Annotated in this window: 25 protein-coding genes and 1 tRNA gene; 22 read left to right on the top strand and 4 right to left on the bottom strand. The window is 74.2% G+C overall.

Annotated elements, in window-relative coordinates; genetic code table 11:
• Window positions 1–552: 552 nt before the first annotated feature.
• The 10 genes from OG994_RS08830 to OG994_RS08785 all read left to right on the top strand — a co-directional run bounded on the left by OG994_RS08830 (window position 553) and on the right by OG994_RS08785 (window position 11,917).
• Window positions 553–1,149 carry a hypothetical protein gene (locus tag OG994_RS08830; RefSeq protein ID WP_328852784.1) on the top strand — a complete coding sequence of 199 codons (597 nt, stop codon included), beginning with the start codon at window positions 553–555 and terminating at the stop codon, window positions 1,147–1,149.
• A 182-nt stretch (window positions 1,150–1,331) separates the two neighbouring features.
• A complete protein-coding gene (fdh, locus tag OG994_RS08825) occupies window positions 1,332–4,631 on the top strand; it encodes a formate dehydrogenase (RefSeq protein WP_407942575.1) in 3,300 nt (1,099 codons plus the stop codon).
• Window positions 4,628–5,674 carry a 4Fe-4S dicluster domain-containing protein gene (locus OG994_RS08820; protein WP_328852782.1) on the top strand — a complete coding sequence of 349 codons (1,047 nt, stop codon included), beginning with the start codon at window positions 4,628–4,630 and terminating at the stop codon, window positions 5,672–5,674. The genes fdh and OG994_RS08820 overlap by 4 nt, the downstream gene beginning before the upstream one ends.
• Complete coding sequence (gene nrfD, locus OG994_RS08815) at window positions 5,671–6,765, top strand: NrfD/PsrC family molybdoenzyme membrane anchor subunit (protein WP_328852781.1); 1,095 nt, start codon at window positions 5,671–5,673, stop codon at window positions 6,763–6,765. The genes OG994_RS08820 and nrfD overlap by 4 nt, the downstream gene beginning before the upstream one ends.
• Before the next feature lie 98 nt (window positions 6,766–6,863).
• Window positions 6,864–6,959, top strand: a tRNA-Sec gene (locus OG994_RS08810).
• A 21-nt stretch (window positions 6,960–6,980) separates the two neighbouring features.
• Window positions 6,981–8,285, top strand: a complete 1,305-nt coding sequence (selA, locus tag OG994_RS08805; RefSeq protein ID WP_328852780.1) for an L-seryl-tRNA(Sec) selenium transferase — start codon at window positions 6,981–6,983, stop codon at window positions 8,283–8,285.
• Between the two features lies 1 nt (window position 8,286).
• Window positions 8,287–10,041 (top strand): selenocysteine-specific translation elongation factor, encoded by a 1,755-nt coding sequence (selB, locus tag OG994_RS08800; RefSeq protein WP_328852779.1) that lies wholly within the window; start codon window positions 8,287–8,289, stop codon window positions 10,039–10,041.
• Window positions 10,042–10,090: 49 nt separating this feature from the next.
• Entirely contained in the window at window positions 10,091–10,288 is a 198-nt protein-coding gene (locus OG994_RS08795; protein ID WP_120331337.1) for a hypothetical protein, read from the top strand.
• 85 nt (window positions 10,289–10,373) lie between these two features.
• On the top strand, window positions 10,374–11,651 hold the full coding sequence (locus tag OG994_RS08790) for a hemolysin family protein (protein WP_328852778.1): 1,278 nt from the start codon (window positions 10,374–10,376) through the stop codon (window positions 11,649–11,651).
• Window positions 11,652–11,749: 98 nt separating this feature from the next.
• Window positions 11,750–11,917 carry an amidophosphoribosyltransferase gene (locus OG994_RS08785; protein ID WP_192902284.1) on the top strand — a complete coding sequence of 56 codons (168 nt, stop codon included), beginning with the start codon at window positions 11,750–11,752 and terminating at the stop codon, window positions 11,915–11,917.
• Window positions 11,918–11,986: 69 nt separating this feature from the next.
• On the opposite strand, the gene OG994_RS08780 is transcribed toward OG994_RS08785, so the two are convergent.
• The gene (locus tag OG994_RS08780; protein WP_120331340.1) at window positions 11,987–12,634 is read right to left on the bottom strand and encodes a hypothetical protein; all 648 of its coding nucleotides are present in this window, start codon (window positions 12,632–12,634) and stop codon (window positions 11,987–11,989) included.
• 154 nt (window positions 12,635–12,788) lie between these two features.
• On the opposite strand from OG994_RS08780, the gene OG994_RS08775 reads away from it, so the two are divergent.
• Complete coding sequence (locus OG994_RS08775; protein ID WP_120331341.1) at window positions 12,789–12,992, top strand: hypothetical protein; 204 nt, start codon at window positions 12,789–12,791, stop codon at window positions 12,990–12,992.
• Here the strand turns inward: OG994_RS08775 and OG994_RS08770 are convergent.
• From OG994_RS08770 to OG994_RS08760, 3 genes are all read right to left on the bottom strand, one after another.
• Window positions 12,989–13,468 carry a hypothetical protein gene (locus tag OG994_RS08770; RefSeq protein ID WP_120331342.1) on the bottom strand — a complete coding sequence of 160 codons (480 nt, stop codon included), beginning with the start codon at window positions 13,466–13,468 and terminating at the stop codon, window positions 12,989–12,991. The genes OG994_RS08775 and OG994_RS08770 overlap by 4 nt on opposite strands.
• Window positions 13,465–13,677, bottom strand: a complete 213-nt coding sequence (locus OG994_RS08765) for a phosphatidylethanolamine-binding protein (RefSeq protein WP_120331343.1) — start codon at window positions 13,675–13,677, stop codon at window positions 13,465–13,467. The genes OG994_RS08770 and OG994_RS08765 overlap by 4 nt, the downstream gene beginning before the upstream one ends.
• A 155-nt stretch (window positions 13,678–13,832) precedes the next feature.
• Window positions 13,833–14,711, bottom strand: a complete 879-nt coding sequence (locus tag OG994_RS08760) for a universal stress protein (protein WP_328852777.1) — start codon at window positions 14,709–14,711, stop codon at window positions 13,833–13,835.
• Window positions 14,712–14,826: 115 nt separating this feature from the next.
• On the opposite strand from OG994_RS08760, the gene OG994_RS08755 reads away from it, so the two are divergent.
• The 11 genes from OG994_RS08755 to OG994_RS08705 all read left to right on the top strand — a co-directional run bounded on the left by OG994_RS08755 (window position 14,827) and on the right by OG994_RS08705 (window position 23,014).
• Window positions 14,827–15,573 carry an SAM-dependent methyltransferase gene (locus OG994_RS08755; protein ID WP_328852776.1) on the top strand — a complete coding sequence of 249 codons (747 nt, stop codon included), beginning with the start codon at window positions 14,827–14,829 and terminating at the stop codon, window positions 15,571–15,573.
• Between the two features lie 94 nt (window positions 15,574–15,667).
• Window positions 15,668–16,846, top strand: coding sequence for a PP2C family protein-serine/threonine phosphatase (locus OG994_RS08750; RefSeq protein ID WP_328852775.1), 1,179 nt, complete (start codon window positions 15,668–15,670; stop codon window positions 16,844–16,846).
• Between the two features lie 47 nt (window positions 16,847–16,893).
• The gene (locus tag OG994_RS08745; RefSeq protein WP_120331347.1) at window positions 16,894–17,364 is read left to right on the top strand and encodes a MarR family transcriptional regulator; all 471 of its coding nucleotides are present in this window, start codon (window positions 16,894–16,896) and stop codon (window positions 17,362–17,364) included.
• A gap of 308 nt (window positions 17,365–17,672) precedes the next feature.
• Complete coding sequence (locus OG994_RS08740; RefSeq protein WP_328852774.1) at window positions 17,673–18,302, top strand: CDP-alcohol phosphatidyltransferase family protein; 630 nt, start codon at window positions 17,673–17,675, stop codon at window positions 18,300–18,302.
• Window positions 18,299–19,231 carry a DUF881 domain-containing protein gene (locus OG994_RS08735; protein WP_120331349.1) on the top strand — a complete coding sequence of 311 codons (933 nt, stop codon included), beginning with the start codon at window positions 18,299–18,301 and terminating at the stop codon, window positions 19,229–19,231. The genes OG994_RS08740 and OG994_RS08735 overlap by 4 nt, the downstream gene beginning before the upstream one ends.
• On the top strand, window positions 19,228–19,560 hold the full coding sequence (locus OG994_RS08730; protein WP_091588778.1) for a small basic family protein: 333 nt from the start codon (window positions 19,228–19,230) through the stop codon (window positions 19,558–19,560). Before OG994_RS08735 ends, OG994_RS08730 begins: the two co-directional genes overlap by 4 nt.
• A 10-nt stretch (window positions 19,561–19,570) precedes the next feature.
• Window positions 19,571–20,515: a DUF881 domain-containing protein gene (locus OG994_RS08725; RefSeq protein ID WP_120331350.1), complete on the top strand. Its 945-nt coding sequence runs from the start codon at window positions 19,571–19,573 to the stop codon at window positions 20,513–20,515.
• Between the two features lie 56 nt (window positions 20,516–20,571).
• Window positions 20,572–20,952 (top strand): glycine cleavage system protein GcvH, encoded by a 381-nt coding sequence (gene gcvH / locus OG994_RS08720; RefSeq protein ID WP_120331351.1) that lies wholly within the window; start codon window positions 20,572–20,574, stop codon window positions 20,950–20,952.
• 214 nt (window positions 20,953–21,166) lie between these two features.
• A complete protein-coding gene (odhI, locus tag OG994_RS08715) occupies window positions 21,167–21,619 on the top strand; it encodes an oxoglutarate dehydrogenase inhibitor Odhl (protein ID WP_007071101.1) in 453 nt (150 codons plus the stop codon).
• A gap of 50 nt (window positions 21,620–21,669) precedes the next feature.
• The gene (gene ftsR, locus OG994_RS08710) at window positions 21,670–22,371 is read left to right on the top strand and encodes a transcriptional regulator FtsR (protein WP_328853692.1); all 702 of its coding nucleotides are present in this window, start codon (window positions 21,670–21,672) and stop codon (window positions 22,369–22,371) included.
• A 178-nt stretch (window positions 22,372–22,549) separates the two neighbouring features.
• Window positions 22,550–23,014 (top strand): bifunctional nuclease family protein, encoded by a 465-nt coding sequence (locus OG994_RS08705; protein WP_120331353.1) that lies wholly within the window; start codon window positions 22,550–22,552, stop codon window positions 23,012–23,014.
• Window positions 23,015–23,110 lie beyond the last annotated feature (96 nt).

The following is a 23,110-nucleotide window of genomic DNA, read 5'->3' as shown; positions in this document are numbered from 1 at the left end:
TGTGGTCCGCCGGTGACGGGGCTGCGCGGGTTTGGTCGAGTCGGCGCCGGCCGCCCGGCGGCTCCGGATGTCCGGTATGCCGTGGTGTCGGCGGTGTGGGGCTGATCTGCCGGTCGGGGGTGCCGGCGGATCGCCGGCTGTCCGGTTGTGGGTGGTCTGGGGTGTGGTCGGTGGCACCCTGGGGCCGGAATCGTGGGCGGGCCGGGGTCGTTGAACACCCCTGACGGCCGAGGCAGCAGGCCCCCGGCCCCGGTGGCCCGCCGGCACAGGTGAGGTCCCGGGAATGATGGCCGGCCGCCGGTCGTTGCACACCGATCCACGGCCCCGGTAGGGCACCGCCCCGCCGCCGCCCCCCCGGCCTGGCGCCGGGGAATGACGGCCGGCCCGGGTCGTTGGACACGGACCCGGCCCGGTGCGGCACCCCCGCCCACCACAGGCCGCGGACCCCCCGAGACTTTCCCCCCTTCGAGCGCACCCGTGTGCTCGTCCCCCGAGATCCACGCCCCGATCCCCCGAACGGGCGTGGACCTTCACCCCCGAGGAGCTTTCATCATGAACACGATCCTGCGTAAGAGCGTGCTCGGTATCGCTGGTCTGGCGTTCGCCGGTGGCGTGGTCGGTGGCCCGATCGCGGCCCACACCAGCGGCCACCACGCGGTCGACGCGCGGCCGGTGGCGGTCGTGCAGGCGGACAAGCCGGGCGTGGACACGGCGAAGCTGATCCCGCACGGCACCCAGGGTGCGCAGTCGCGTATCGAGCTGAACGACGAGCAGGTCGCGAACGTCAAGGCGATCATCGCGGCGACGAAGAAGAACGGCCTGCCCGAGCGGGCGGCGGTCATCTCCATCGCCACGAGCCTTCAGGAATCCAAGCTGGAGAACCTGGGCCACCTCGGCGACGCCAACGACCACGACTCGCTGGGCCTGTTCCAGCAGCGCCCGAGCTCGGGTTGGGGCACGCCGGAGCAGATCACCGACCCCGAGTACTCCACCACCGCGTTCCTCAAGGGCCTGAAGCAGGTCGACGGCTGGCAGGACATGCCCCTGACCGACGCCGCCCAGACCGTGCAGGTGTCGGCGTACCCGGACGCCTACGCCCAGTGGGAGCAGCAGGCCGCCGACCTGGTCGCCCAGCACTGGAACAGCTGACACCCCCACAGCTAACCACCACACAGACCTGACATACAGGGGGAAACACGCTGGCCGGCACCCGAACGGGTGCCGGCCAGCGGCATGTCCGCACCCGGCGTCCACCCGGCGTCCACCGAAGGCGGGAGCGACGGGGAATCCGCCCGCTCGGGTCGCGCGGTCACGGCCGCTGCCTTATGTTCATGGGGTCGGGCGTCGCGGACGTGAGGAGGTGTCGGGTGGGCATCCGGACCTTCATCGAGGGTTGGCCGGTCTACCGGCAGCTCACCGGCACGGATCCGCTGGGTCGGGGCGCGGCGGCGCAGTCGGAGCGCTCCGCGGAGCTGACCGCCCGCACCGAGACCGCCGATCGGGTGGCCCGCTCGGTGTGCCCGTACTGCGCGGTCGGCTGCGGCCAGCGGGTGTACGTCCAGGACGGTCGCGTCACCCAGATCGAGGGTGACTGGGACAGCCCGATCTCCCGTGGCCGGCTGTGTCCGAAGGGCGCGGCCAGCAAGAGCCTCGTGACGAGCCCCCTGCGCCAGACGAAGGTCCGCTACCGCCGACCGTACGGCACGGAGTGGGAGGACCTGGATCTCGCCGTCGCGCTCGACATGATCGCCGACCGGGTGCTCGCCGCGCGCGAGCAGACCTGGGAGGACGTGGACGACGAGGGCCGGCCGCTGAACCGCACCCTGGGCATCTCCAGCCTGGGCGGGGCGACGCTGGACAACGAGGAGAACTACCTCATCAAGAAGCTGTTCACGGCGATGGGGGCGCTCCAGATCGAGAACCAGGCCCGTATTTGACACTCCGCCACCGTCCCCGGTCTGGGGACCAGCTTCGGTCGCGGTGGTGCGACGGACTTCCAGCAGGACGTCGCCAACGCTGACGTCATCGTCATCCAGGGCTCGAACATGGCCGAGGCCCACCCGGTGGGTTTCCAGTGGGTGATGGAGGCGAAGCGTCGCGGCGCCAAGGTCTTCCACGTCGATCCGCGGTTCACGCGGACCAGCGCGCTGGCCGACACGTACCTGCCGATCCGGGCGGGCACGGACATCGCCCTGCTCGGCGGGGTGGTGCGCTACATCCTGGAGAACGAGCTCGATTTCCGGGAGTACGTGCTGGCCTACACGAACGCGGCCACGATCGTCAGCGACCAGTTCGTCGACACCGAGGACGGCGACGGCATCTTCTCCGGATTCAAGCCGGAGACCGGCACGTACGACCAGACCTCCTGGCAGTACGCGGGCCAGGAGAACGGGGGCGGTGCCGAGGACACGGAGGAGGCGCGGGAGACCGCGGCCGGGCTGCGGCACGAGTCGCACGGGAGCCCGATCCCCGGCGTGGTGCGGCGGGACGAGACGTTGCAGCACCCGAACTGCGTCTACCAGATCCTGAAGCGGCACTACGCCCGCTACACGCCGGAGATGGTGGAGCGGGTCTGCGGCATCCCGCAGGACAAGTTCCTGGAGTTGGCGCGTGCGTGGACGGAGAACTCGGGCCGGGAACGCACCGGGGTGCTCATCTACTCGGTCGGCTGGACGCAGCACAGCGTCGGCGTGCAGTACATCCGCACCGGCGCGATCATCCAGAGCCTGCTGGGCAACATCGGCCGCCCGGGCGGCGGGGTCCTGGCGCTGCGCGGGCACGCGAGCATCCAGGGGTCCACCGACATCCCGACGCTGTTCAACCTGCTTCCCGGCTACCTGCCGATGCCGCACCACGCGACGCACCCCACGTTCGACGCGTGGGCGAGCAGCATCCGGCACCCGGGCCAGAAGGGCTACTGGGGCCACGCCCGCGCCTACTGCGCCAGCCTGTTGAAGGCGTACTGGGGTGACAAGGCGACGCCGGAGAACGACTTCTGCTACGGCTACATGCCGCGGCTGACCGGCGACCACGGCACCTACCAGCAGGTGCTCAACATGATCGACGGCAAGGTGAAGGGGTACTTCCTGCTCGGGCAGAACCCGGCGGTCGGCTCGGCGCACGGGCGGGCGCAGCGGCTGGGCATGGCCAACCTGGACTGGCTCGTGGTCCGCGACCTGTTCATGATCGAGAGCGCGACGTTCTGGAAGAACGCTCCGGAGGTGGCCACCGGCGAGATCGTGCCGGAGCAGTGCCGCACCGAGGTGTTCTTCCTGCCGGCCGCCTCGCACGTGGAGAAGGAGGGCACGTTCACGCAGACCCAGCGTCTCCTCCAGTGGCGGGAGAAGGCCGTGGAGCCGCCGGGCGACTGCCGCTCCGAACTGTGGTTCTTCTACCACCTGGGACGCAAGCTGCGGGAGAAGCTGGCCGGCTCGGACAAGCCCCGCGACCGCGCGCTGCTGGACCTCGCCTGGGACTACCCGACGGAGGGTCCGCTCGCCGAGCCGAGCGCCGAGGCGGTCCTGCGCGAGATCAACGGGTTCGAGGTGGCGACCGGCCGTCCGCTCGGCGGCTTCACCGAGGCCCGCGACGACGGCTCCACGGCGATGGGCTGCTGGATCTACAGCGGCGTGTACGCCGACGGGGTGAACCAGGCGGCGCGCCGCAAGCCGCGGCACGAGCAGAACTGGGTGGCCGGGGAGTGGGGCTGGGCGTGGCCGGCGAACCGGCGGACCCTCTACAACCGTGCCTCCGCCGACCGCGAGGGGCGGCCGTGGAGCGAGCGGAAGAAGTACGTCTGGTGGGACGAGGAGAAGGGCGAGTGGACCGGCTACGACGTGCCGGACTTCGAGAAGACGAAGCCTCCGTCGTACCGGCCGGCGCCCGGCACGTCCGGGCCGGAGGGCATCGCCGGTGACGACGCGTTCGTCATGCAGGGCGACGGCAAGGCCTGGTTGTACGCGCCCACCGGGGTGGTGGACGGGCCGATGCCGACGCACTACGAGCCGGCCGAGTCGCCGCTGCGCAACCCGCTCTACCGGCAGCAGGCGAACCCGACCCGGAAGGTGTACCCGCACCCGGTGAACTCGGTGAACCCGAGCCCGCCCGAGGAGCACTCGCAGGTCTTCCCGTACGTGTTCACGGTCAGCCGGCTCACCGAGCACCACACGGCCGGCGGGATGAGCCGCACGGTGCCGCCGCTGGCCGAGCTGCAGCCGGAGATGTTCGTGGAGGTGTCCCCGGAACTGGCCGCCGAGGCGGGGCTCACCCACCTCGGGTGGGCGCACCTGGTCAGCGGCCGGGCGGTCATCGAGGCGAAGGTCCTGGTCACCGACCGGCTCACTCCGTTGCGGGTGGAGGATCGCATCATCCACCAGGTCTGGCTGCCGTACCACTTCGGCTTCGAGGGCCTGGTGACCGGCGACTCGGCGAACGACCTGTTCGGGATCACCCTCGACCCCAACGTGCTGATCCAGGAGAGCAAGGTGGGCACCTGCGACGTGCGGTCAGGCCGCCGCCCCACGGGCGCGGCGCTGCGCGAGCTGGTCGAGGACTACCGGCGGCGCGCCGGCATCACACCGGAACGGCACGCGCCGGTGGTCACCCCCGCCGACGGGGAGGGCGCGCGATGACGCCGGACCCGAACAGCCTCTACGGCCCGCTCGACCCGGCGCCCGAGGCCGGGTGGTCGCAGGCCCCGCCGCGGATGGGCTTCTTCACCGACACGAGCGTGTGCATCGGCTGCAAGGCCTGCGAGGTGGCCTGCAAGGAGTGGAACGACGTGCCCACGTCCGGCCTGGACCTGCTGGGCATGTCGTACGACAACACGGGCGCGTTGACGGCGAACTCGTGGCGGCACGTGGCCTTCGTCGAGCAGCCCCGCCCGGCGGGGCACCGGACGCCGCCGTTCGCCGGCAACCCGACGGACGGCTCGGTCAGCCCCGCGTCGGCGGCGGTCGCGGCGGGGACGGGCAACCCGACCGGCACCGATCCCGGGGTGCCGCCCGGCGACCCGGACGCGGCGGCGCGGATGGCGGCCGGGCCGGAGTTCCTCGGCATGCCCGGCTCGCAGCCGCCGGGGCGCACGGGCACGGCCGACGGGCGCAGCGACTTCCGCTGGCTGATGATGTCCGACGTGTGCAAGCACTGCACGCACGCCGCCTGCCTCGACGTCTGCCCGACCGGGGCGCTGTTCCGCACCGAGTTCGGCACGGTGGTGGTGCAGGAGGACATCTGCAACGGCTGCGGCTACTGCATCCCCGCCTGCCCGTACGGGGTCATCGACCAGCGCAAGGGTGACGGCCGGGCGTGGAAGTGCACGCTGTGCTACGACCGGATCGGGGCCGGGAAGACGCCCGCGTGCGCGCAGGCCTGCCCCACGGAGTCGATCCAGTACGGGCCGCTGGAGGAGTTGCGCGAGCGGGCCGCCGCCCGGGTGGCCACGCTGCACGAGCGGGGGGTGCCGGAGGCCCGGCTCTACGGCCACGACGCGGACGACGGGGTGGGCGGCGACGGCGCGTTCTTCCTGCTGCTCGACGAGCCGGAGGTGTACGGGCTGCCACCGGACCCGGTGGTCACGACCCGTGACCTGCCGAAGATGTGGAAGCGGGCCGGCCTGGCCGCCCTGGCCATGGCGGCCGCCGCCGTGGCCGCGTTCGTCGGAGGTTCCTCGTGACGTCGGACCAGCCGGTCGGCGACCGGTTCCGTCAGTTCCGCGACCGGGTCGACGGGGGCGGGCAGCCGTCCGGCGGGCCGGGCGGCGAGGGCGCGGTGAGCCGCCGCCGGGGCGGCCGCCGCGGCGGTGAGGAACTGCGCGTCCCGGAGGCCGAGTTCGTCTCCTACTACGGCCGGCCGATCATCAAGCCGCCGGTGTGGAAGTGGGACATCGCCGCGTACCTGTTCACCGGCGGGCTGGCGGCCGGCTCGTCGCTGCTGGCCGCGGGCGGACAGCTCACCGGCCGGCCGGCGCTGCGCCGCGCCGGCCGGGTCACGGCGCTCGCGGCGATCGGCGCGAGCACCGCCTTCCTGATCCGGGACCTGGGCCGGCCGGAACGCTTCCACCACATGCTGCGGGTCGCGAAGCCCACCTCCCCGATGTCGATGGGCACCTGGATCCTCGCCGCGTTCGGACCGGCGGCCGGGGTGGCCGCCGTCGCCGAGGCGGCGCCGCTGCTGCCCGCCGGTGGCCTGCTCGGCCTGGCGGGCCGGGTGCTGCCGCCGATCGGGCGGGTCGCCGGGCTGGCCGCCGCGGCCACCGCCCCGGCGCTGGCCACCTACACCGGCGTGCTGCTCGCCGACACGGCCGTGCCGTCGTGGCACGAGGTGTACCCGGAACTGCCCGTCGTGTTCGCCGGCAGCGCGCTGGCCAGCGGCGCCGGTGTCGGACTGATCGCCGCGCCGGCGGAGCAGGCGGGCCCGGCGCGCCGCATGGCCCTGGCGGGCGCGGCCCTGGAGGTCGGCGCGGCGAGCCGGATGGAGTCCCGCCTCGGACTGCTCGCCGAGCCGTACCGCACCGGCCGGCCCGGAACGCTGCTCCGCGCCGGCCGGGTGCTCACCGCCGCCGGCACGGTCGGCGCGCTGACCGGCCGCCGCAGCCGGGTGCTGTCGGTGGTGTCCGGCGCCGCGTTGCTCGCCGGCTCGCTGGCCACCCGGTTCGGGGTCTTCCACGCCGGGCTGGCCTCGGCGCGGGATCCGAAGTACACGGTCGTGCCGCAACGGGAACGGCTCGGCCGACGCCCGAAGACCACGGCCGTCGCCGCCGACTGAGCGGCCCGCCGCCGGCCCCGCACCACGACCGGGCCGCCGATCGACCGGCTTTCCACCTCGCCGCGCGGCGCCGCGGCCGTTGTGGTCAAATGCTCGGTGGAGGCGTTCAGGCGGCTGGTGCCCCTCCCGGTCTTCAAAACCGGTGTGGTCCGGGACCCGGGCCAGGCGGGTTCGATTCCCGTCCGTCTCCGCCAAGTGTGGTGGGGGATGACGTGATGCGCGACGGGCAGGTCGACCCGCGTCGCCGCGTACCCCGCACCGACCTGCTCCTCGCCGACCCCGGGCTGGCGGCCGCGACGGCCGTGCTCGGCCGCGACCGGGTCAAGGCCGCCGTGGTCGCCGCCCAGGAGCGGGCGCGCCGCGGGGAGATCGCGCCCGAGGAGGTCCGCGACGCCGCCGTGGCGGCGCTGCCGGCGCCCGCGCCACGGGCGGTGCTCAACGCCACCGGGGTCGTGCTGCACACCAACCTTGGCCGCGCCGCGCTGTCCCGCCCCGCGGTCGACGCGCTCGTCACCGCGGCCGGGCACACCGACGTCGAGCTGGACCTGGCCACCGGCCGGCGGGCCCGCCGCGGCCGGGACGCCATCGCCGCGCTGGCCGCCGCCGTGCCGGCGGCGGGCGCCGTGCACGTGGTGAACAACGGGGCCGCGGCGCTGGTGCTCGCGGCGACCGCGCTCGCCGCCGGACGGGAGATCGTCGTGAGCCGCGGCGAGCTGGTGGAGATCGGCGACGGGTTCCGGCTGCCGGACCTGCTGGTCAGCACGGGCGCCCGGTTGCGTGAGGTGGGGACCACCAACCGCACCACCCTCGCCGACTACGCCGCCGCGGTCGGCCCGGAAACCGGCTTCCTGCTCAAGGTCCACCCGTCGAACTTCCGGGTCACCGGGTTCACCTCGGCCGTCGGCGTACGCGAGCTGGCGACCCTCGGCGTGCCGGTGGTCGTCGACATCGGCTCGGGCCTGCTGGCCCGGGACCCGCTGCTGCCCGACGAGCCGGACGCGGCGGGCGCGCTGCGCGCCGGGGCGCACCTGGTCACGGCGAGCGGCGACAAGCTCCTCGGCGGCCCCCAGGCCGGCCTGCTGCTCGGCGACGCCGACCTGGTGGAGCGGCTGCGCCGGCATCCGCTGGCCCGGGCGTTGCGGGTGGACAAGCTCACCCTCGCCGCCCTCGCGGCGACCCTGCACCGGCCCGACACGCCGACCCGGGCGGCGCTGCACGCCGACCCGGGCGCCCTGCGCGTCCGCACCGAACGGCTGCGGGACCGCCTCGCCGCGGACGGGCACAAGGCCGAGGTGGTGCCGGCGGTGGCGGTGGTCGGCGGGGGCGGCGCGCCCGGCGTCGAGCTGGACTCGTGGGCGTTGAGCCTGCCGGAGCGGTACGCGGCGCCGCTGCGTACCGGGGAGCCGCCGGTGCTGGGCCGGGTGGAGCGGGGCCGGCTCCTGCTGGACCTGCGCTGCGTGCCGCCGGAGGCCGACGAGGCGGTACGCGCGGCGGTGCTCGCGGTGCCGGGGGACGACTGACGTGTGGGTCGTCGCCACCGCGGGGCACGTGGACCACGGCAAGTCCACCCTGGTGCGGGCGCTGACCGGGATGGAACCGGACCGGTGGGCCGAGGAACGCCGCCGGGGCATGACGATCGACCTCGGCTTCGCCTGGACGGCGTTGCCCTCCGGCGGCACGGTCGCGTTCGTCGACGTGCCCGGGCACGAACGGTTCGTGCCGAACATGCTGGCCGGCGTCGGCCCGGTGCCGGCGGCGCTCGTCGTGGTGGCGGCCGACGAGGGCTGGATGCCGCAGTCGGCCGAGCACCTGGCCGCGCTCCACGCGCTCGGGGTCGCGTACGGCCTGCTCGCCGTGACCCGCGCGGACCTGGCCGATCCGGGCCCGGCGACGGCGCGGGCGCTCACGGAGATCGCCGCGACGTCCCTCGGCGCGGTGGAGGCGGTGCCCGTCAGCGGCGTGACCGGGGCGGGACTGCCGGAGCTGCGCGCGGCGCTGGACCGGCTCGCCGTGCGGCTGCCGGCGCCGGACGTGGACGGGCCGGTGCGGCTGTGGGTGGACCGCAGCTTCACCATCCGGGGCAGCGGCACGGTCGTCACCGGCACGCTCGGCGGCGGGCGGCTGCGTGTCGGCGACGAGTTGGAGCTCGCGGGCACCGGCGAGACGGTGCGGGTGCGTGGCCTCCAGTCGCTGGGCGTGCCCACGCCCGAGGTCAGCGCGGTGGCCCGGGTGGCGGTGAACCTGCGCGGCACCCCGCGGGAGCGGCTGGCCCGCGGGGACGCCCTGCTCAGCCCGGGTCGGTTCCACCGCACCGACCTGGTGGACGTCCGCGTCGCGGGCGACCCGGCGGCGGACCTGCCGGCCGCCCTCACCCTGCACGTCGGCTCGGCCGCGGTGCCGGTCCGGGTCCGCCCGCTCGGCCCGGACACGGCCCGGCTTCGGCTGGCGCGGCCGTTGCCGCTGCTGATCGGTGACCGGGCCCTCCTGCGCGACCCGGGCCGCCACCACGTGGCCGGCGGCGTGACGCTGCTCGACGTGGCCCCGCCGCCGCTGGCCAGACGGGGAGCGGCGGCCGCCCGCGCCATCGTGCTGGCCGGGCTCGACGGCCGGCCGGACCTGGCCGGTGAGCTGCGCCGCCGCCGGCTGGTCCGCGCCGCCGACCTGACCCGGATGGGGGTGCCGGTGCACGCCCGTCCGGTGGCCGGCGACTGGCTGGCCGACCCGGGGCACTGGGAGCGGACGGGTGCCCGGCTGGCCGAGGAGGTCGCCCGGCACGCCCGGGAGCATCCGCTGGAGCCGGGAATCCCGGTGGAGACGCTCCGGCAGCGGCTCGCCCTGCCGGACCGGGCGCTGGTGGAGGCGCTTGTCCGCCCGCCACTGCGGGTACGCGGCGGACGGGTCACCGCCTCGACCGTCGACGCGCTGCCCGAGCCGGTGGCCCGCGCGGTGCAGCGCATCCGCGCCGAGTTCGGTGACCGGCCCTTCCGGGCGCCGGAGGCCAACCGCCTCGCCGACCTGGGCCTCGGGCCGCGGGAGATCGGCGCGGCCGTGCGCGCGGGCGCGCTGCTGCGCCTGGCCGACAACGTGGTGCTGCTGCCCGACGTCCTCGACGAGGCGGTGCGGGTGCTCGCGGGCCTGCCGCAGCCGTTCACCCTCTCCGCGGCCCGGCAGGCCCTGGACACCACCCGGCGGGTGGCCGTCCCGTTGCTGGAACTGCTGGACCGCCGCGGCGCGACGCGGCGGCTGCCCGACGACGCGCGGATCGTGGTCGGCTGAGCCGGCCAACCGGCCCTGCCGGGGCCCGGCCGTCACCTACGGTGACGCCATGGACCCTTCCGCGGTCTGGCGGGACAAGCAGCACAAGTGGCGGATCGAGGCGTACCGGGCGCCCGACCTGCGGTTCGCGATCTTCGCCACCAACGGCACCACCGAGTCCGCGCCGCTGTGGCTGTTCGGGATGTCGGCGCTGGCCCGGTGGCTGATGACGCACGCCATCTCGCTGGACGACCTGGAGAGCGACTGACCGCGGCGGCGCCGGCCGCGGTGGGGTGACCTGGACGCCGCACCGGGTACGCGGGGCGGGCCGACGGGCGGACGGGGGTGCACGGATGGGCGGTCAGCTCGGACAGCTCGCGCTGGTGGCGGTGCTCGTGCTGGTCAACGCCGCCCTGTCCGGCAGCGAGATGGCGCTCGTGACGCTGCGCGAGGGTCAGGTGCGCCGGCTGGGCCGCCGGGCCCGCGCCGGTGAGCGGCTGGTACGCCTCTCCCGCGACCCGAACCGCTACCTTGCCACCATCCAGCTGGGCATCACCCTCGCCGGCTTCCTGGCGTCCGCGGCGGCCGCGGTGGCGCTGGCCGAGCCGCTGGTCGGCCCGCTGCGCTTCCTCGGCGGCCTGGCCCGCCCCACCGCCGTCGTCGTCGTGACGGTGGTGCTGACGTTCGTGACGCTGGTCGTCGGTGAACTCGCGCCGAAGCGGCTCGCCATGCAGCGGGCCGAGCGGTGGGCGCTGCTGAGCGCGGGCCCACTGGACCTTCTCGCGCGGCTGTCCCGGCCGGCGGTCTGGCTGCTCAGCGTCACCACGAACGTGGTGGTGCGGCTGGCCGGCGGGGACCCGCGGGCACGGCGGGAGGAGGTGACCGAGGAGGAACTGCGGGAGATGCTGGTGAGCCAGCGGGGCCTGTCCGCCCAGCAGCGGGAGATCCTCACCGGCGCGTTCGACATCGCCGGCCGGACCCTGCGGGAGATCCTCGTGGCCCGGCGGGACGTCACCGCGCTGCCGGCCACGCTCGCCCCCGCCGAGGGCATGCGCCGCCTCGCCGCCGCGGGCCGCTCCCGGGCACCGGTGACCGGGCCGGGCGGCCTGGACGACGTGCTGGGGGTCGTGCACATCCGCGACCTGGTGGACCCGGCGCCGGGCACCGTCGGGGACCGCGCCCGCCCGCCGCTGCTGCTGCCCGCCACCCTGCCGGTCTCCGACGCGCTGCGGCAGCTGCGGCAGGAGCACCAGCAGCTCGCGCTCGTGGTCGACGAGCACGGCGGCATCGACGGCATGATCACCCTGGAGGACCTGCTGTCGGAGGTGGTCGGCGAGCTGTACGACGAGACCGACCGGGACGTCTGCGGGGTGGTCCGGGAGCCCGACGGCGGGCTGCTGCTGCCCGGCGACTTCCCGCTGCACGACCTGCCCGACGTGGGGGTGCGGCTGACCTTCCCGCTGTCGCGCGAGTACACCACGGTGGCGGGGCTCGTGCTGTCCCGGCTGGGCCGTCTGCCCGCCGGAGCGGGGGAGACCGTGCGGCTGCCCGGGCTCACCATCGAGGTGGTGGAGGTCGCCGACCGGGCCGTACGCCGGGTCCGGCTGCGCGGGTTCGCGCCCAACGGCTGACGTCGCGCCACCCCGCGCCCCGGACGGGGGACGGCGTGGTGGTTCGACCCCGCCCGGCCCGTACGCTGCGTAGCGTCACGAACGTGAAGGACCGAGGCTTGCGTACGTTCCTGACGGTGCTCGCCGGGCTCGCCGTGATCTACTTCGGCACCTCGGGCCGCGACCCGGAGGAGGGACGCGGGCTCACCGGCGGTCTGGTGCTGCTCGCCCTGCTCGCCTCGCTGCTGGTGTGGCACCTGACCAAGCCGTCCCAGCCCGCGAAGTGACCCGCCGCTCCGGCGGGTCCGCCATCCGCGGCGGCGAGGCGTCCGATCGTGGCGGTGACGGCCCGGCCGTCACCGGGCGGCCCGGGTGATCTCCTCGGCCGGTTCCTCGCCCAACGCCACCCGCACGAGCGCCGAGGCCAGCCGCCCGAACTCGGCGCCGCCGACCAGCCCGGCGAGCCGGGGCGCCGCCGTGGGCAGGCCGAGGCGCTTCGCCCCGGCGAGCGCCCGCCGGTCGACGAACGGCCGCAGGTCCGCCCACACCGTCTGTGCCTCCCGCAGGAAGATGTCCGCGCCCGTGGGGCCGATGCCGGGGAACTCGGTGAGCAGCCGCCGCAGCCCCGCGGGCTGGTCGCCGCCCTCCCGGTGCAGCCGGCGCAGGTCCCCCCGCCAGCGGTCCAGGCACAGGCGGGCGCCGTCACCGAGCATCCTGGCCGTCCGCTCGTCGTAGCGGCGGTAGTGGCCGCGGCCCAGCGCGTCGACGCGGTCCTGCCAGCTCGCCGCCTCCATCGCCTGCGGCGTCCGGTAGCCGGCGGCGAAGAGTTCCCGCGCCGCGGCCATCGCGACGCACGCGCGGATCCGCGTGCTCAGCAGCGTGGCGAGCACCAGCAGCTGGTACAGCGGCGCCGGCCGGTCGGCCAGCTTGATGCCGGCCTCCTCGGCGTACGTGCGTCCGTGCCGGTCCAGCAGGGCCCGCGCCACGGCTCGGTCGTCACCCACCCGGTCCGTGTACCCGCCCGGCGCCCGGCTAGCCCATCGGCGGTGCGACGGTGCCAGCCCGGCGGCGGCGCGGCGATTGCCGCCGACGGCGGCGGGTATCCGACCGCGGAGGCGGTCGATCCCGTCAGCCGTCCACCCGGGAAGGGAGACACCGGTGGTCAATCCGCAGCAGGAGGAGTTGCGCCGCAACGACAAGGGCGCCACGAGCCAGTACAGCAAGGGCCCGAAGCCGACCGGCCACCCGCTCAACCGCGGGTCGTCCAAGGGCGACCAGGGCCGGCCGGTGCCGAAGGGCCAGGCCTCGCCGTACGGCCCGTCCGGTGAGCTGGCCGAGGACGAGAGCGACACGCGGGGTTAGCGTCGCCGACGCTTCGCGGGCGGTCGCAGCCGGTTCCACGTGGCTGCGGCCGCCAACCCGTACGCGAGGTGCGGCACGATGTCGGAGATCCAGTCCGCCCGCCGCCAGGTGCGCGGGTCGGTGATCCTCAGCACGGTCATCGAGCCGTCCGACATGGTCATCACGCTGCCGCCCAGCAGGGGAGTGGCCCACGCCAGCGACTGCCGGCGACCCCGGGCCAGCAGCGCGAAGCCGACACCGGCGGCGACGCCGATGCCGTAGCCCAGCACGGGTCCGAGCCCCGAGCGCCGGTTCGACGCCTTCTCCGGCGACCCCAGGTCCACGTGCGCGATGTCGGCGAGCCGCCCGGCCACCTGCTCCGGGGTGCTGCTCGCCGGGCGACCCCGCAGTGCCATGTCGAGGTAGCTCACCACGTTCAGGGCGGCGCTGCCGACGGCGCCCGCGATGGCGCCGTCGGTCAGCCCGGTCGTCCTCACTTCGGGTCGCCCGGTTCGCGCTCGCCCTTGGGGCCGTACACCCGCTCACCGCGGATCACGCCGCGCTGGCCCCGGTCCTCCTGGAGGATCCGGTTCGCGACCTGGTTCGCCCGACCGTCGGGCACCCGCCGTCCGGAGTCGTCGATCGCGTTGCGCAGCCGCGCGCGCTGCTTGTCGTACGCGTTGCTGCCCGGCCGTGGTCCTGGCATCACTGCCTCCTCCGGTCGCTGGATGGCTCCCCGGCGTCTACCCGCTCCCGGGCCCGGCAACCGTGGTCGGCGGCGGGGTGGGAGCGGCCGGCACCGGACGGCCGGGGCGACCGCGGCACGGTGGGTAAGCGGGGGAGCGACCCGGCACGGCGCGGTCAGCGGGGGCCGCGCACCACGGCGACCGGACAGTCCGCGTGGTGCAGCGCCGACTGGCTCACCGACCCCAGCAGCAACCCGGTGAACTCCCCGCGCCCCTGCCCGCCGACCACCACGAGCTGGGCGGTGCGGGACGCCTCGGTGAGCACGCGGCCGGGCCGGCCGCGTACCGCCCGGCGGGTGACGCGCAGCTGCGGATAGCGGTCGCCGAGGCCGGCCAGCGACTCGGCGAGCACCCGGTCCTCCTCGCCGTGCAGCTGCGCCGGGTCGTACACGAGGGGCTGCATGTCGCCGGGGCCGGTGGAGACCGGGTGGCGGTAGGCGTGCAGGGCCAGCAGGTCGGTGTCGCGGGCGGCGGCCGTCTCGGCGGCGAACTCGATGGCCAGCGCCGACAGCTCGGATCCGTCCACACCGACCACCACGGGCCCGTCGGTGCGGAACGTGCCGCGCGCCACCAGCACGGGGCAGTCGGCGTACGAGGCGACCTGGATGGCCACCGACCCGACGACCAGGGCGGAGAACCCGCCCAGCCCCCGGTCGCCGAGCACGATCAGCGCGGCGGTCGGCGTCTCGCCGAGCAGCACGGCGGCGGCCTCACCGTCGATGATCTCGCCGGAGACCCGGATGCCCGGTGCGGTGGCCTCGGCCTCGGCGACGGCCGCGCTGACGAGTTGTTCGGCCTGGTCGCGGAGGCCGCCGCCGGGCGCGCCGGCGGGGGCGGTGAGCGGGACGTGCAGCAGCGGCCAGACGAACCCGTGCACGACGCGCAGGGGGCGCTGTCGACGGGCCGCCTCGGTGGCGGCGAGGCGCACCGCGCGCAGCGCGGGTTCCGAGCCGTCCACGCCGACCACCACCGCCGCGCCGTCCGACGAGTTCACCCCGCGCACCTCCCGTGGCGCCAGTATCCCGGCCGGCCCGGTGGTCGCGGAGCGATACCGCGCAGGACGCCCGGTCGGTACGCTGGCGACGTCCACCGGGGAGGGAGCGTCATCGATGGGTGAACCCGATCGGCCGAGCACCGCACGCATGATCGATTTCTGGCTCGGCGGGGAACACCACTTCCCGGTCGACGTCGCGGCGGCGCGCGCGTTCGAGCAGGCGTACGGGCCGTGCGCGCCGGTGTTCCGCGCGCTGCGGGCGTTCCTCGGCCGGGCGGTGCGGGCCGTCGCCGACCGGGGCGTGGACGGGTTCCTCGTCTTCGGCGCCGGCGTGCCGACCATGGGCAACGTGCACGAGGCGGCGCCCGAGGCGACGGTGCTCTACACGGACGTGGACCCGGTGACCATCCGGCTCGGGCAGCGCATCCTCGCCGGCAGCGACCGGGCCGGCTACGGCTACGGGGACGCCACCGACATCGGCACGATCGACCCCGCCCAGCTGCACCGGTTCGTGCCGGGGTGGGGGAGGAGGCCGGTGGGGATCGTGTTCCTCGGCCTGGCCGCGTTCCTGGACGACGCGACGCTGTCCCGCACGCTCGACGAGCTGTACGCCGCGGCGGCGCCGGGCAGCTGCCTGGCCATCGACTTCGACACCGAGGAGCTGGCCGGCTACCCGGAGGCGCTGGCCATGATGGGGCCGTCGTTCCGGATGCGCGCGCCGGCGTCGTTCCGGCCGCTGCTGGGCCGCTGGGAGCCCACCGAGGACGGGATCGTCCCGGTCACGCACTGGCGACCGGAGGAGCCGCCGCCCGCGCTGCCCGACGCCTTCCACGGCGCCGTGGCGGTCCGCGGGGACGACTGACGGGTGCGTCACCGCCGGCGGGCACCACCCCGCCGGCCGCTGCGGGCTGTCCGTATGATGCTTGCCCCGTAGCAAATTTTTCGGAGGAACAACGATGGTGGACGCCCCCGGCCCGGTGTCGCGTACCCTGCGCGCGGCGCCGCCCGACCAGCTGGCCGAGGCCGCCGACCGCGCGATCCGGTCGGCGTTGGGCGCCACCCGGACGGACGTGTTCATCGCCGACTACCGGATCAACGGCCTCTGGCCGGTGCTCGACCCGGAGCCGCCGTCGGCCGGCTTCCTCGCCTGCGAGGGGGTGGCACAGCGCTGCTTCAGCAGCCAGCAGCCGGTCCACGACGCCGCCGGCGACGGGCGGTGCCGGCTCTACCTGCCGCTGTCGGTGTGGGGTGAGCGGCTCGGCGTGCTGATGATCGAGCTGCCCGGCGTACCCGACCGGGCCCTGGAGGAGCGGGCCCTGGACATCGCCGGTGACCTGGCGGTGGCGCTGCGCGCGGCCGACCGGGAGACCGACCGCTACCGGCGGGTGCGGCGCCGGGAGCGGCTGAGCATGGCCGCCGAGATGCAGTGGGAGCTGCTGCCCGGCCGCAGCGTCACGCAGCGGGCGTTCCACCTGGCGGGCCAGCTCGAACCGGCGTACACGGTGGGGGGCGACCACTTCGACTGGTCGGTGGACGGTGACCGGTTGACCGTCACCGTGCTCAACGGCGACGGCACGGGACTCGCGGCGTCGCTGCTCACGGCGGTGGCCGTCAACGCGATGCGCAACGCCCGCCGCTCGGGGGGCGGTCTGGTCGAGCAGGCGGAGCTGGCCTCGGACACGCTCTACTACCAGCACCGCGGCCGCCGGTACGTGGCGACGCTCCTGCTGGAGCTGGACGTGCGCACCGGGCGGGTGCGGGCGGTGGACGCCGGCTCGCCGCACGTGCTGCGGCTGAGGGGCGGGGCGGTGGAGCAGATCACGTTGGACCAGCAGCTGCCGCTGGGGATGTTCGCCGAGGCCCGGTACGACCTCCAGGAGTTCACGCTGGTGCCGGGGGACCGGGTCTTCGTGGTGAGCGACGGGGTGTGGGCCGCGAACCCGGAGGGGAAGGAACCGTACGGCGAGCGCGTGATGGCGCGGGCCATGCGGTCCACACGGTTGCAGCCGGCGGCGGAGGCAGTTGGTACGGTGTTGCGCGAACTACGTGCCTACCACGCCGACACCGACCTGCGCGACGACGCGGTCGTGGTCTGCCTGGACTGGCACGGTGTCGACGGCCGGGACGCCGGATGAGGGGCGAGGCGGCCGGGTACGAGCGGGACGACGGCAGGGGACATCGGGTGGAACGACCTCCGGATCTCGCCGCGGCGATCGTCGCCGCCGCCGACGCGCTGGTCGACGTGCTGGACTCGGCCGCGTCCCGGCACCACCTGTCGGTGTCGCCGACGCAGCTGCGCGTGCTGTCGCTGATCAGCGCCCGTCCGGAGACGAACGTCAACCGGCTCGCCGAGCTGCTGGACGTGGTCCCCTCCTCGGCGAGCCGCCTCTGTGACCGGCTGGAGGCGACCGGCCTGCTGCGCCGGGCCGCGGACCAGCGCGACCGGCGGGAGGTGCGGCTGACCCCCACGGCGGCCGGCGAGCAGCTCCTGCGGGAGCTGGCCGAGCGGCGGCACCGAGCGGTACGGGCTGTGCTCGACCGGATGTCGCCGCGGGCCCAGCACGAACTCCTGCTGGCGCTGCTCTCGTTCCAGCAGGCCGCCACTCCCGCGCCCGCCGAGGCGCCGGCGGAGCAGGCCGTCCGTACCGCCTGATGGGCCACCCTTCCAGGGTCGGCTCTTTCACCACTAGTATCCTAGGACGCTCTACGGGTGGTGCGGCCCGCCACACAAGAGCAAGGAAGATCGCCACGAGGATCACGGCCTCCGGAGCGCCGGAGCAGCCCGATATAGTGGCAGCGCACACGGCCCGCGATCACCGATCGCGGGCCGACGTCAGGGGAGGTCCCGTCCGGCGGGGCCGCGGTGAGGGTGCCGGCGACCGCCGGCCCGACAACGCGTACGCCCTCCCGCAGCGCCCGTCTCGGACGCCGGGCGCCGGGGCGTGTCGCTAAGGAGGTTCGGTGTCGCGTCGGCCGGCGGGGGCAGAGCAGGCACGGGCCTCGGACGGCGCGGCGACCGGCCGGGTGCTCACCGTGCCCAACCTGATCAGCTTCCTGCGGCTGCTCGGTGTGCCGCTCTTCCTCTATCTGCTGCTGGTGGCCCACGCCGACGTCGCCGCGATCGTGGTGCTCGCCGTGGGCGGCACCACGGACTGGGTGGACGGCTGGGTGGCCCGCCGGCTGCGCCAGGTGAGCCGGCTGGGGGAGCTGCTCGACCCGCTCGCCGACCGCCTCTACATCCTCGCCACGCTGGTGGCGTTCACGGCCCGCGAGGTCGTGCCCTGGCAGTTCACCGCGGCGCTGCTGGCCCGGGAGCTGCTGCTGCTCGGGTCGTTGGCGGTGCTGCGCCGCTACGGGTACGGCCCGCCGCCGGTGCACTACGTGGGCAAGACGGCGACGTTCGTGCTCCTGGCCGCGTTCCCGACCCTGCTGCTGGCGGCCGCCGTACCCTCGGCGGCCACGGTGGCCGGCGCCCTCGGCTGGGGTCTGGCCTGGTGGGGTCTGGTGCTCTACTGGGTGGCGGGGGCCATGTACGTGATCCAGGCGGCCCGGCTCATCCGGGCGGCCCGCGGCGCGGGGGTCGCGACGTGAGCGCCGAACGGGGTGACGGCGGGCGCCCGGCCCGGGTGTACGCGCCGGACTTCCTCACCGAACTCTTCCGCAACCCGCTGGAGCCGGGGTACGTGGCCGCGGCGGAACGCAAGCGGCGGAACCCTCCGCCGGCATGGCGTACGCGCTCGGCCCGCTCCGTCAGTCTCGTGGTGCTGGTGCTGCTCGGCTTCCTCCTGGCGGTGGCCTACCGGCAGACGATGGAGGAGGAGCCGGGGCGCAGCCAGGCGCGCTCGGGTCTGGTGGAGCAGATCAAGGAGCGGGAGCGGCAGACCGACGAGCTGTCCGCGCGCGCCGACCAGTTGCGGGAGGAGGTCGGCCGGCAGCGGGACGCGGCGTTGAGCGGTTCGACCGCGGCGCGGCTGCGGGACCTCGAGGCGGGCACCGGGATGGGCCGGGTGCGCGGTGACGGTGTGGTGGTGCGGTTGGCGGACGCGCCGGGTGACGCGGACGCGGTGACGGGCACCGGGGCGGGGCCGCCGCAGGTGCTGTACACCGATCTGCAGGGCGTGGCGAACGCGTTGTGGAGCGCCGGCGCGGAGGCGGTGGCGATCAACGGGCAGCGGTTGACCGCGACGTCGACGATCCGCTCGGCGGGGAAGGCCATCCTCGTGGATTTCCGTCCGGTGACCGGGCCGTACGAGGTGGCGGCGATCGGGCCGGGTTCGATGAAGCGGCGGTTCGAGCAGAGCCGCATCGCGGCGCTGATGCGCGAGGTGGCCGACAAGACCGGGCTGTCGTTCGGGGTGCGGGAGGCGGACGACCTCACCCTGCCGGCCGCGCCCGAGCCGCGGCTACGCTACGCGGAGCCGCCGGGCAGCCCGAGCCCTTCGCCGTCGGGTGACCGGTCCGCCAGTCCCGGGCCGTCCGGCTCGGGGACGTCTCCCAGCCCCTCCGGAGGTGGTCGATGATCGCGGTGCTGGCGTTGCTCGCCGGTGTGGTTCTCGGGGTGTGGCTCGATCCCACGGTGCCCGCGGCGTTGCAGCCCTACCTGCCGATCGCGGTGGTGGCAGCGCTGGACGCGGTCTTCGGCGGGGTGCGGGCGAAGCTCGACCGGATCTTCGACGACAAGCAGTTCGTGGTGTCGTTCATCTCGAACGTGCTGGTGGCGGCGTTGATCGTGTACCTGGGCGACCAGTTGGGCGTGGGTGGTCAGCTGTCCACGGGTGTGGTGGTCGTGCTGGGGGTGCGGATTTTCGGAAACGTGGCGGCGATCCGCCGGCACCTGTTCCGGGCGTAGGTTCTAGGCGATGAGCGACGAGCAGACCGAGACCGGCACCGGGTGGCCGCAGCCGGCGGGGCCGGGGCGTCCGGCGGGGCCGGCGGGTGAGCCGGATCCGCGGCCGGACGCGCCGGATCCGGACGAGCTGAGCCCGTTGGCGCCGCGGGAGAAGCCGGGTGACGGTGAGCGTTCCGGCGCCGAGGGCGGCGACGTGGAGCCGGTCGAGGACGCGACGGTGGAGTTGTCGTCAACGCCGGCGTCCGCGCCGGCGGGGCGTGGGCGGGTGTCGGCGGCGAGTGTGATGATCGCCGCGTTGCTGGCGCTGCTGGGGTTCACCCTGGTGGTGCAGTTGAAGACGACGTCGACGGATCCGGCGTCGGGTGCGACGCGGCAGGAGGACCTGGTGCGGATCCTGTCGGATCTGGATGCCCGGGAGAATCGGCTGCGGCAGGACATCGCGGCGTTGGAGGAGAGCCAGCGCCAGTTGCGCTCTGGTGAGCAGGGGCGGCAGGCGGCGCTGGAGGAGGCGACCCGGCGGGCCGACGAGCTGGGCATCCTGGCGGGCACGCTGCCGGCGACGGGGCCGGGGTTGAGTGTGCGGTTCGAGGCGGGCGCCAAGCCGATCTCGGCGGTGCACGTGCTGGACGCGGTGCAGGAGTTGCGGGGCGCGGGCGCGGAGGCGATGCAGATCTCCGGTGGGGATCGGGCGACGGTGCGGATCATCGCGTCGACGTACTTCCTGGACGGGGAGAACGGGTCGTTGATCGTGGACGGGCGGCGGTTGACGGGGCCGTACACGATCACGGTGATCGGTGATCCGGCCACGATGCGTACGGCGTTGAACATTCCCGGTGGGGTGGTGGCGTCGGTTCAGGGTGACGGCGGTACGGTGCACGTTGAGGATCGTGAGGTTGCCGAGGTTTCGGCGCTGCACGCGCCGATCAAGCTGGAGCACGCCCGTCCGGTCTCCTGACCGGCGCGGCCACCGGGGGTGGAGGCCCTCGGTGCGATGGATGAAGGACGCGTCTGTTGATTCCTGAGGATCTGCGATACACCGCCGAGCACGAGTGGGTGGCGGGTGACGGTTCGGGCACGGTCCGGATCGGCATCACGCACTTCGCGCAGGACGCGCTGGGTGACATCGTGTACGTCCAGCTGCCTGATCCGGGGACGGCCGTGGCGGCCGGTGAGTCGTTGGGTGAGATCGAGTCGACGAAGAGTGTGTCGGAGATCTACGCCCCGGTGAGCGGCACGGTGGCCGCGCGCAACGAGGCGCTCGGCGACACCCCTGAGGTGATCAACACTGACCCGTACGGTGCGGGTTGGTTGGTGGAGATCACGCCGGACGATCCGACGGCTGTGGACGGGCTGTTGACCCCGGGTGCCTACCGCGAGCTCACCGAGAGCTGAGTGTGCTTGATCCGGTGCGCCCGTCGAGTCCGCGCGTCCGGTTGCCCTGCATTTCGGCGCTGGCTAGGCTCGCCCAGTCGACCGAGAACCCATTAGTTGAGCGTTGCGGAATTGCCTTCCCGGGCACGGGGAGCCAGCCGCCGGGTGATGGACTGCCCGGCGGCCAGACCCGCCATTACCCGACGCCGACCGAACAGATCCGTGAGGTGGTCCCATGACGCGCCCAGACGACGAGTTCCCCCCGCTCGACGTCACTTCGACGCTCAATCTCGGTTCGCTCGACGAAGTGCTGGAGGGGCCGGACACCGACGTGGTGCCGAGCCGGATGTCCGGTTCGCTGCCGCCGGGTATGGCGCTGCTGGTGGTTCGTCGTGGTCCGAACGCGGGGGCCCGGTTCCTGTTGGATCACGACGTGACGACCAGTGGCCGGCACCCCGACAGTGACATTTTCCTCGATGATGTGACGGTGTCGCGGCGGCACGCGGAGTTTCACCGGGATGGTGGGACGTTCACGGTGCGGGACGTGGGGAGCCTGAACGGCACCTACGTGAACCGGGAGCGGGTCGAGGCGGCCACGTTGAGCAATGGTGACGAGGTGCAGATCGGTAAGTTCCGGGTGGTGTTCATCGCCGGTCCGCGTCCGGAGGAGGAGGCCGGCCGGGGGTGAACGAGCCTGCGGCCTCCACGTCACCGGGGGCGGCCCGGTCCCAGCCGCTGATGAGCATCGGTGAGGTGCTGGGGCAGTTGCGGGTGGAGTTCCCCGACGTCACGATCTCGAAGTTGCGGTTCCTCGAGGCCGAGGGGCTGGTCGAGCCGCAGCGGACGGCGGCGGGTTACCGGAAGTACAGCTGGGACGATGTGGCGCGGTTGCGGTATGTGCTGACCGCGCAGCGGGACCAGTATCTGCCGTTGCGGGTTATCCGGGAGCACCTGGCCGAGTGGGATGCGGGCGGTGTGGCGCCGGGTCGGTCGCGGCCGACGTTGGTGGCGGTCGGTCCGGGTGGCGAGGTGCCGGGTCGGGCCGCGGAGGAGCCGGCCGAGTCGTCGGAGGTGCGGCTCGGCCGGTCGGATCTGCTGGCCCGTAGTGGGTTGGACGAGTCGACGCTGGGCGAGTTGGAGCGGCTCGGTGTGGTGGTGTCCGATCCGCCGGGCTGGTACGACGGCGACGCGTTGATCATCGCGCGGGCGGTGGCGGGTCTGGCGGCGTACGGGTTGGAGCCGCGGCATCTGCGGGGTTACCGGACGGCGGCGGACCGGGAGGTCGGTCTGTTCGCTCAGTTGGTGGCGCCGTTGGCGCGGCAGAGTGATCCGGCGGCGCGGGCGCGGGCGGCGGAGACGGCGCGGGAGTTGGTGGCGTTGTCGCAGCAGTTGCACGCGGCGTTGGTGCGGGTGGGGTTGCGGTCGACGTTGGGCCGGTGAGTGGCGGCGGACCGGTGCGGAAAGATCTGCGTCGGGAAGCGTGTCGTAGGCTTGCCGGGGTAACCCCTCTCTGGCGCGGGCGTGGTGCGCGAAGCGCATGGGACGACCGTGTCGCGGTCCGTGTACCGTGCAGGGAAGGGCGCGGTGCGGCGTAGGTGACAACGACACGGAGGCGGCGGTGCGCGAGCTGAGCGTGGTCGGGGTTCGGGTGGAGCTGCCGAGCAACCAGCCGATCGTCCTGCTCAGGGAGGTCGAGGGGGACCGCTATCTGCCGATCTGGATCGGCGCGGTCGAGGCGACGGCGATTGCCTACGAGCAGCAGGGGGTCAAGCCGGCCCGGCCGTTGACGCACGATCTTCTGCGGGACGTGTTGGCGGCGCTGGAGGCGCCGTTGCGGGCGGTGGAGATCACCGAGTTGAAGGAGAACGTCTTCTACGCCGATCTGTTGATCGGGGATGGCGTGCGGGTGTCGGCGCGGCCGAGCGATTCGATCGCGTTGGCGTTGCGGGTGGGTGCTCCCATTCGTTGTGCCGAGCAGGTCCTCAGTGAGGCGGGGATCGTCATCCCGGATGAGCAGGAGGACGAGGTGGAGAAGTTCCGCGAGTTCCTGGAGCAGGTGCGTCCGGAGGATTTCGCGGGCTGAGCCGCACCGGCGGGCTGGTGTCGGTGGCGGGGCCGGTGGTCACGGTGTGTGACACCGGCTCCGATTTGGTGATCTTCGTTGTGGCTGCGCGGCGTG

The sequence above is a fragment of the Micromonospora globbae genome, from assembly GCF_036184225.1.
In the GTDB taxonomy this organism is placed as follows: Bacteria; Actinomycetota; Actinomycetes; order Mycobacteriales; family Micromonosporaceae; genus Micromonospora; species Micromonospora globbae.
Note: the sequence above shows the minus strand (reverse complement) of the source record. Positions and strands in the feature narration are given on the sequence as shown.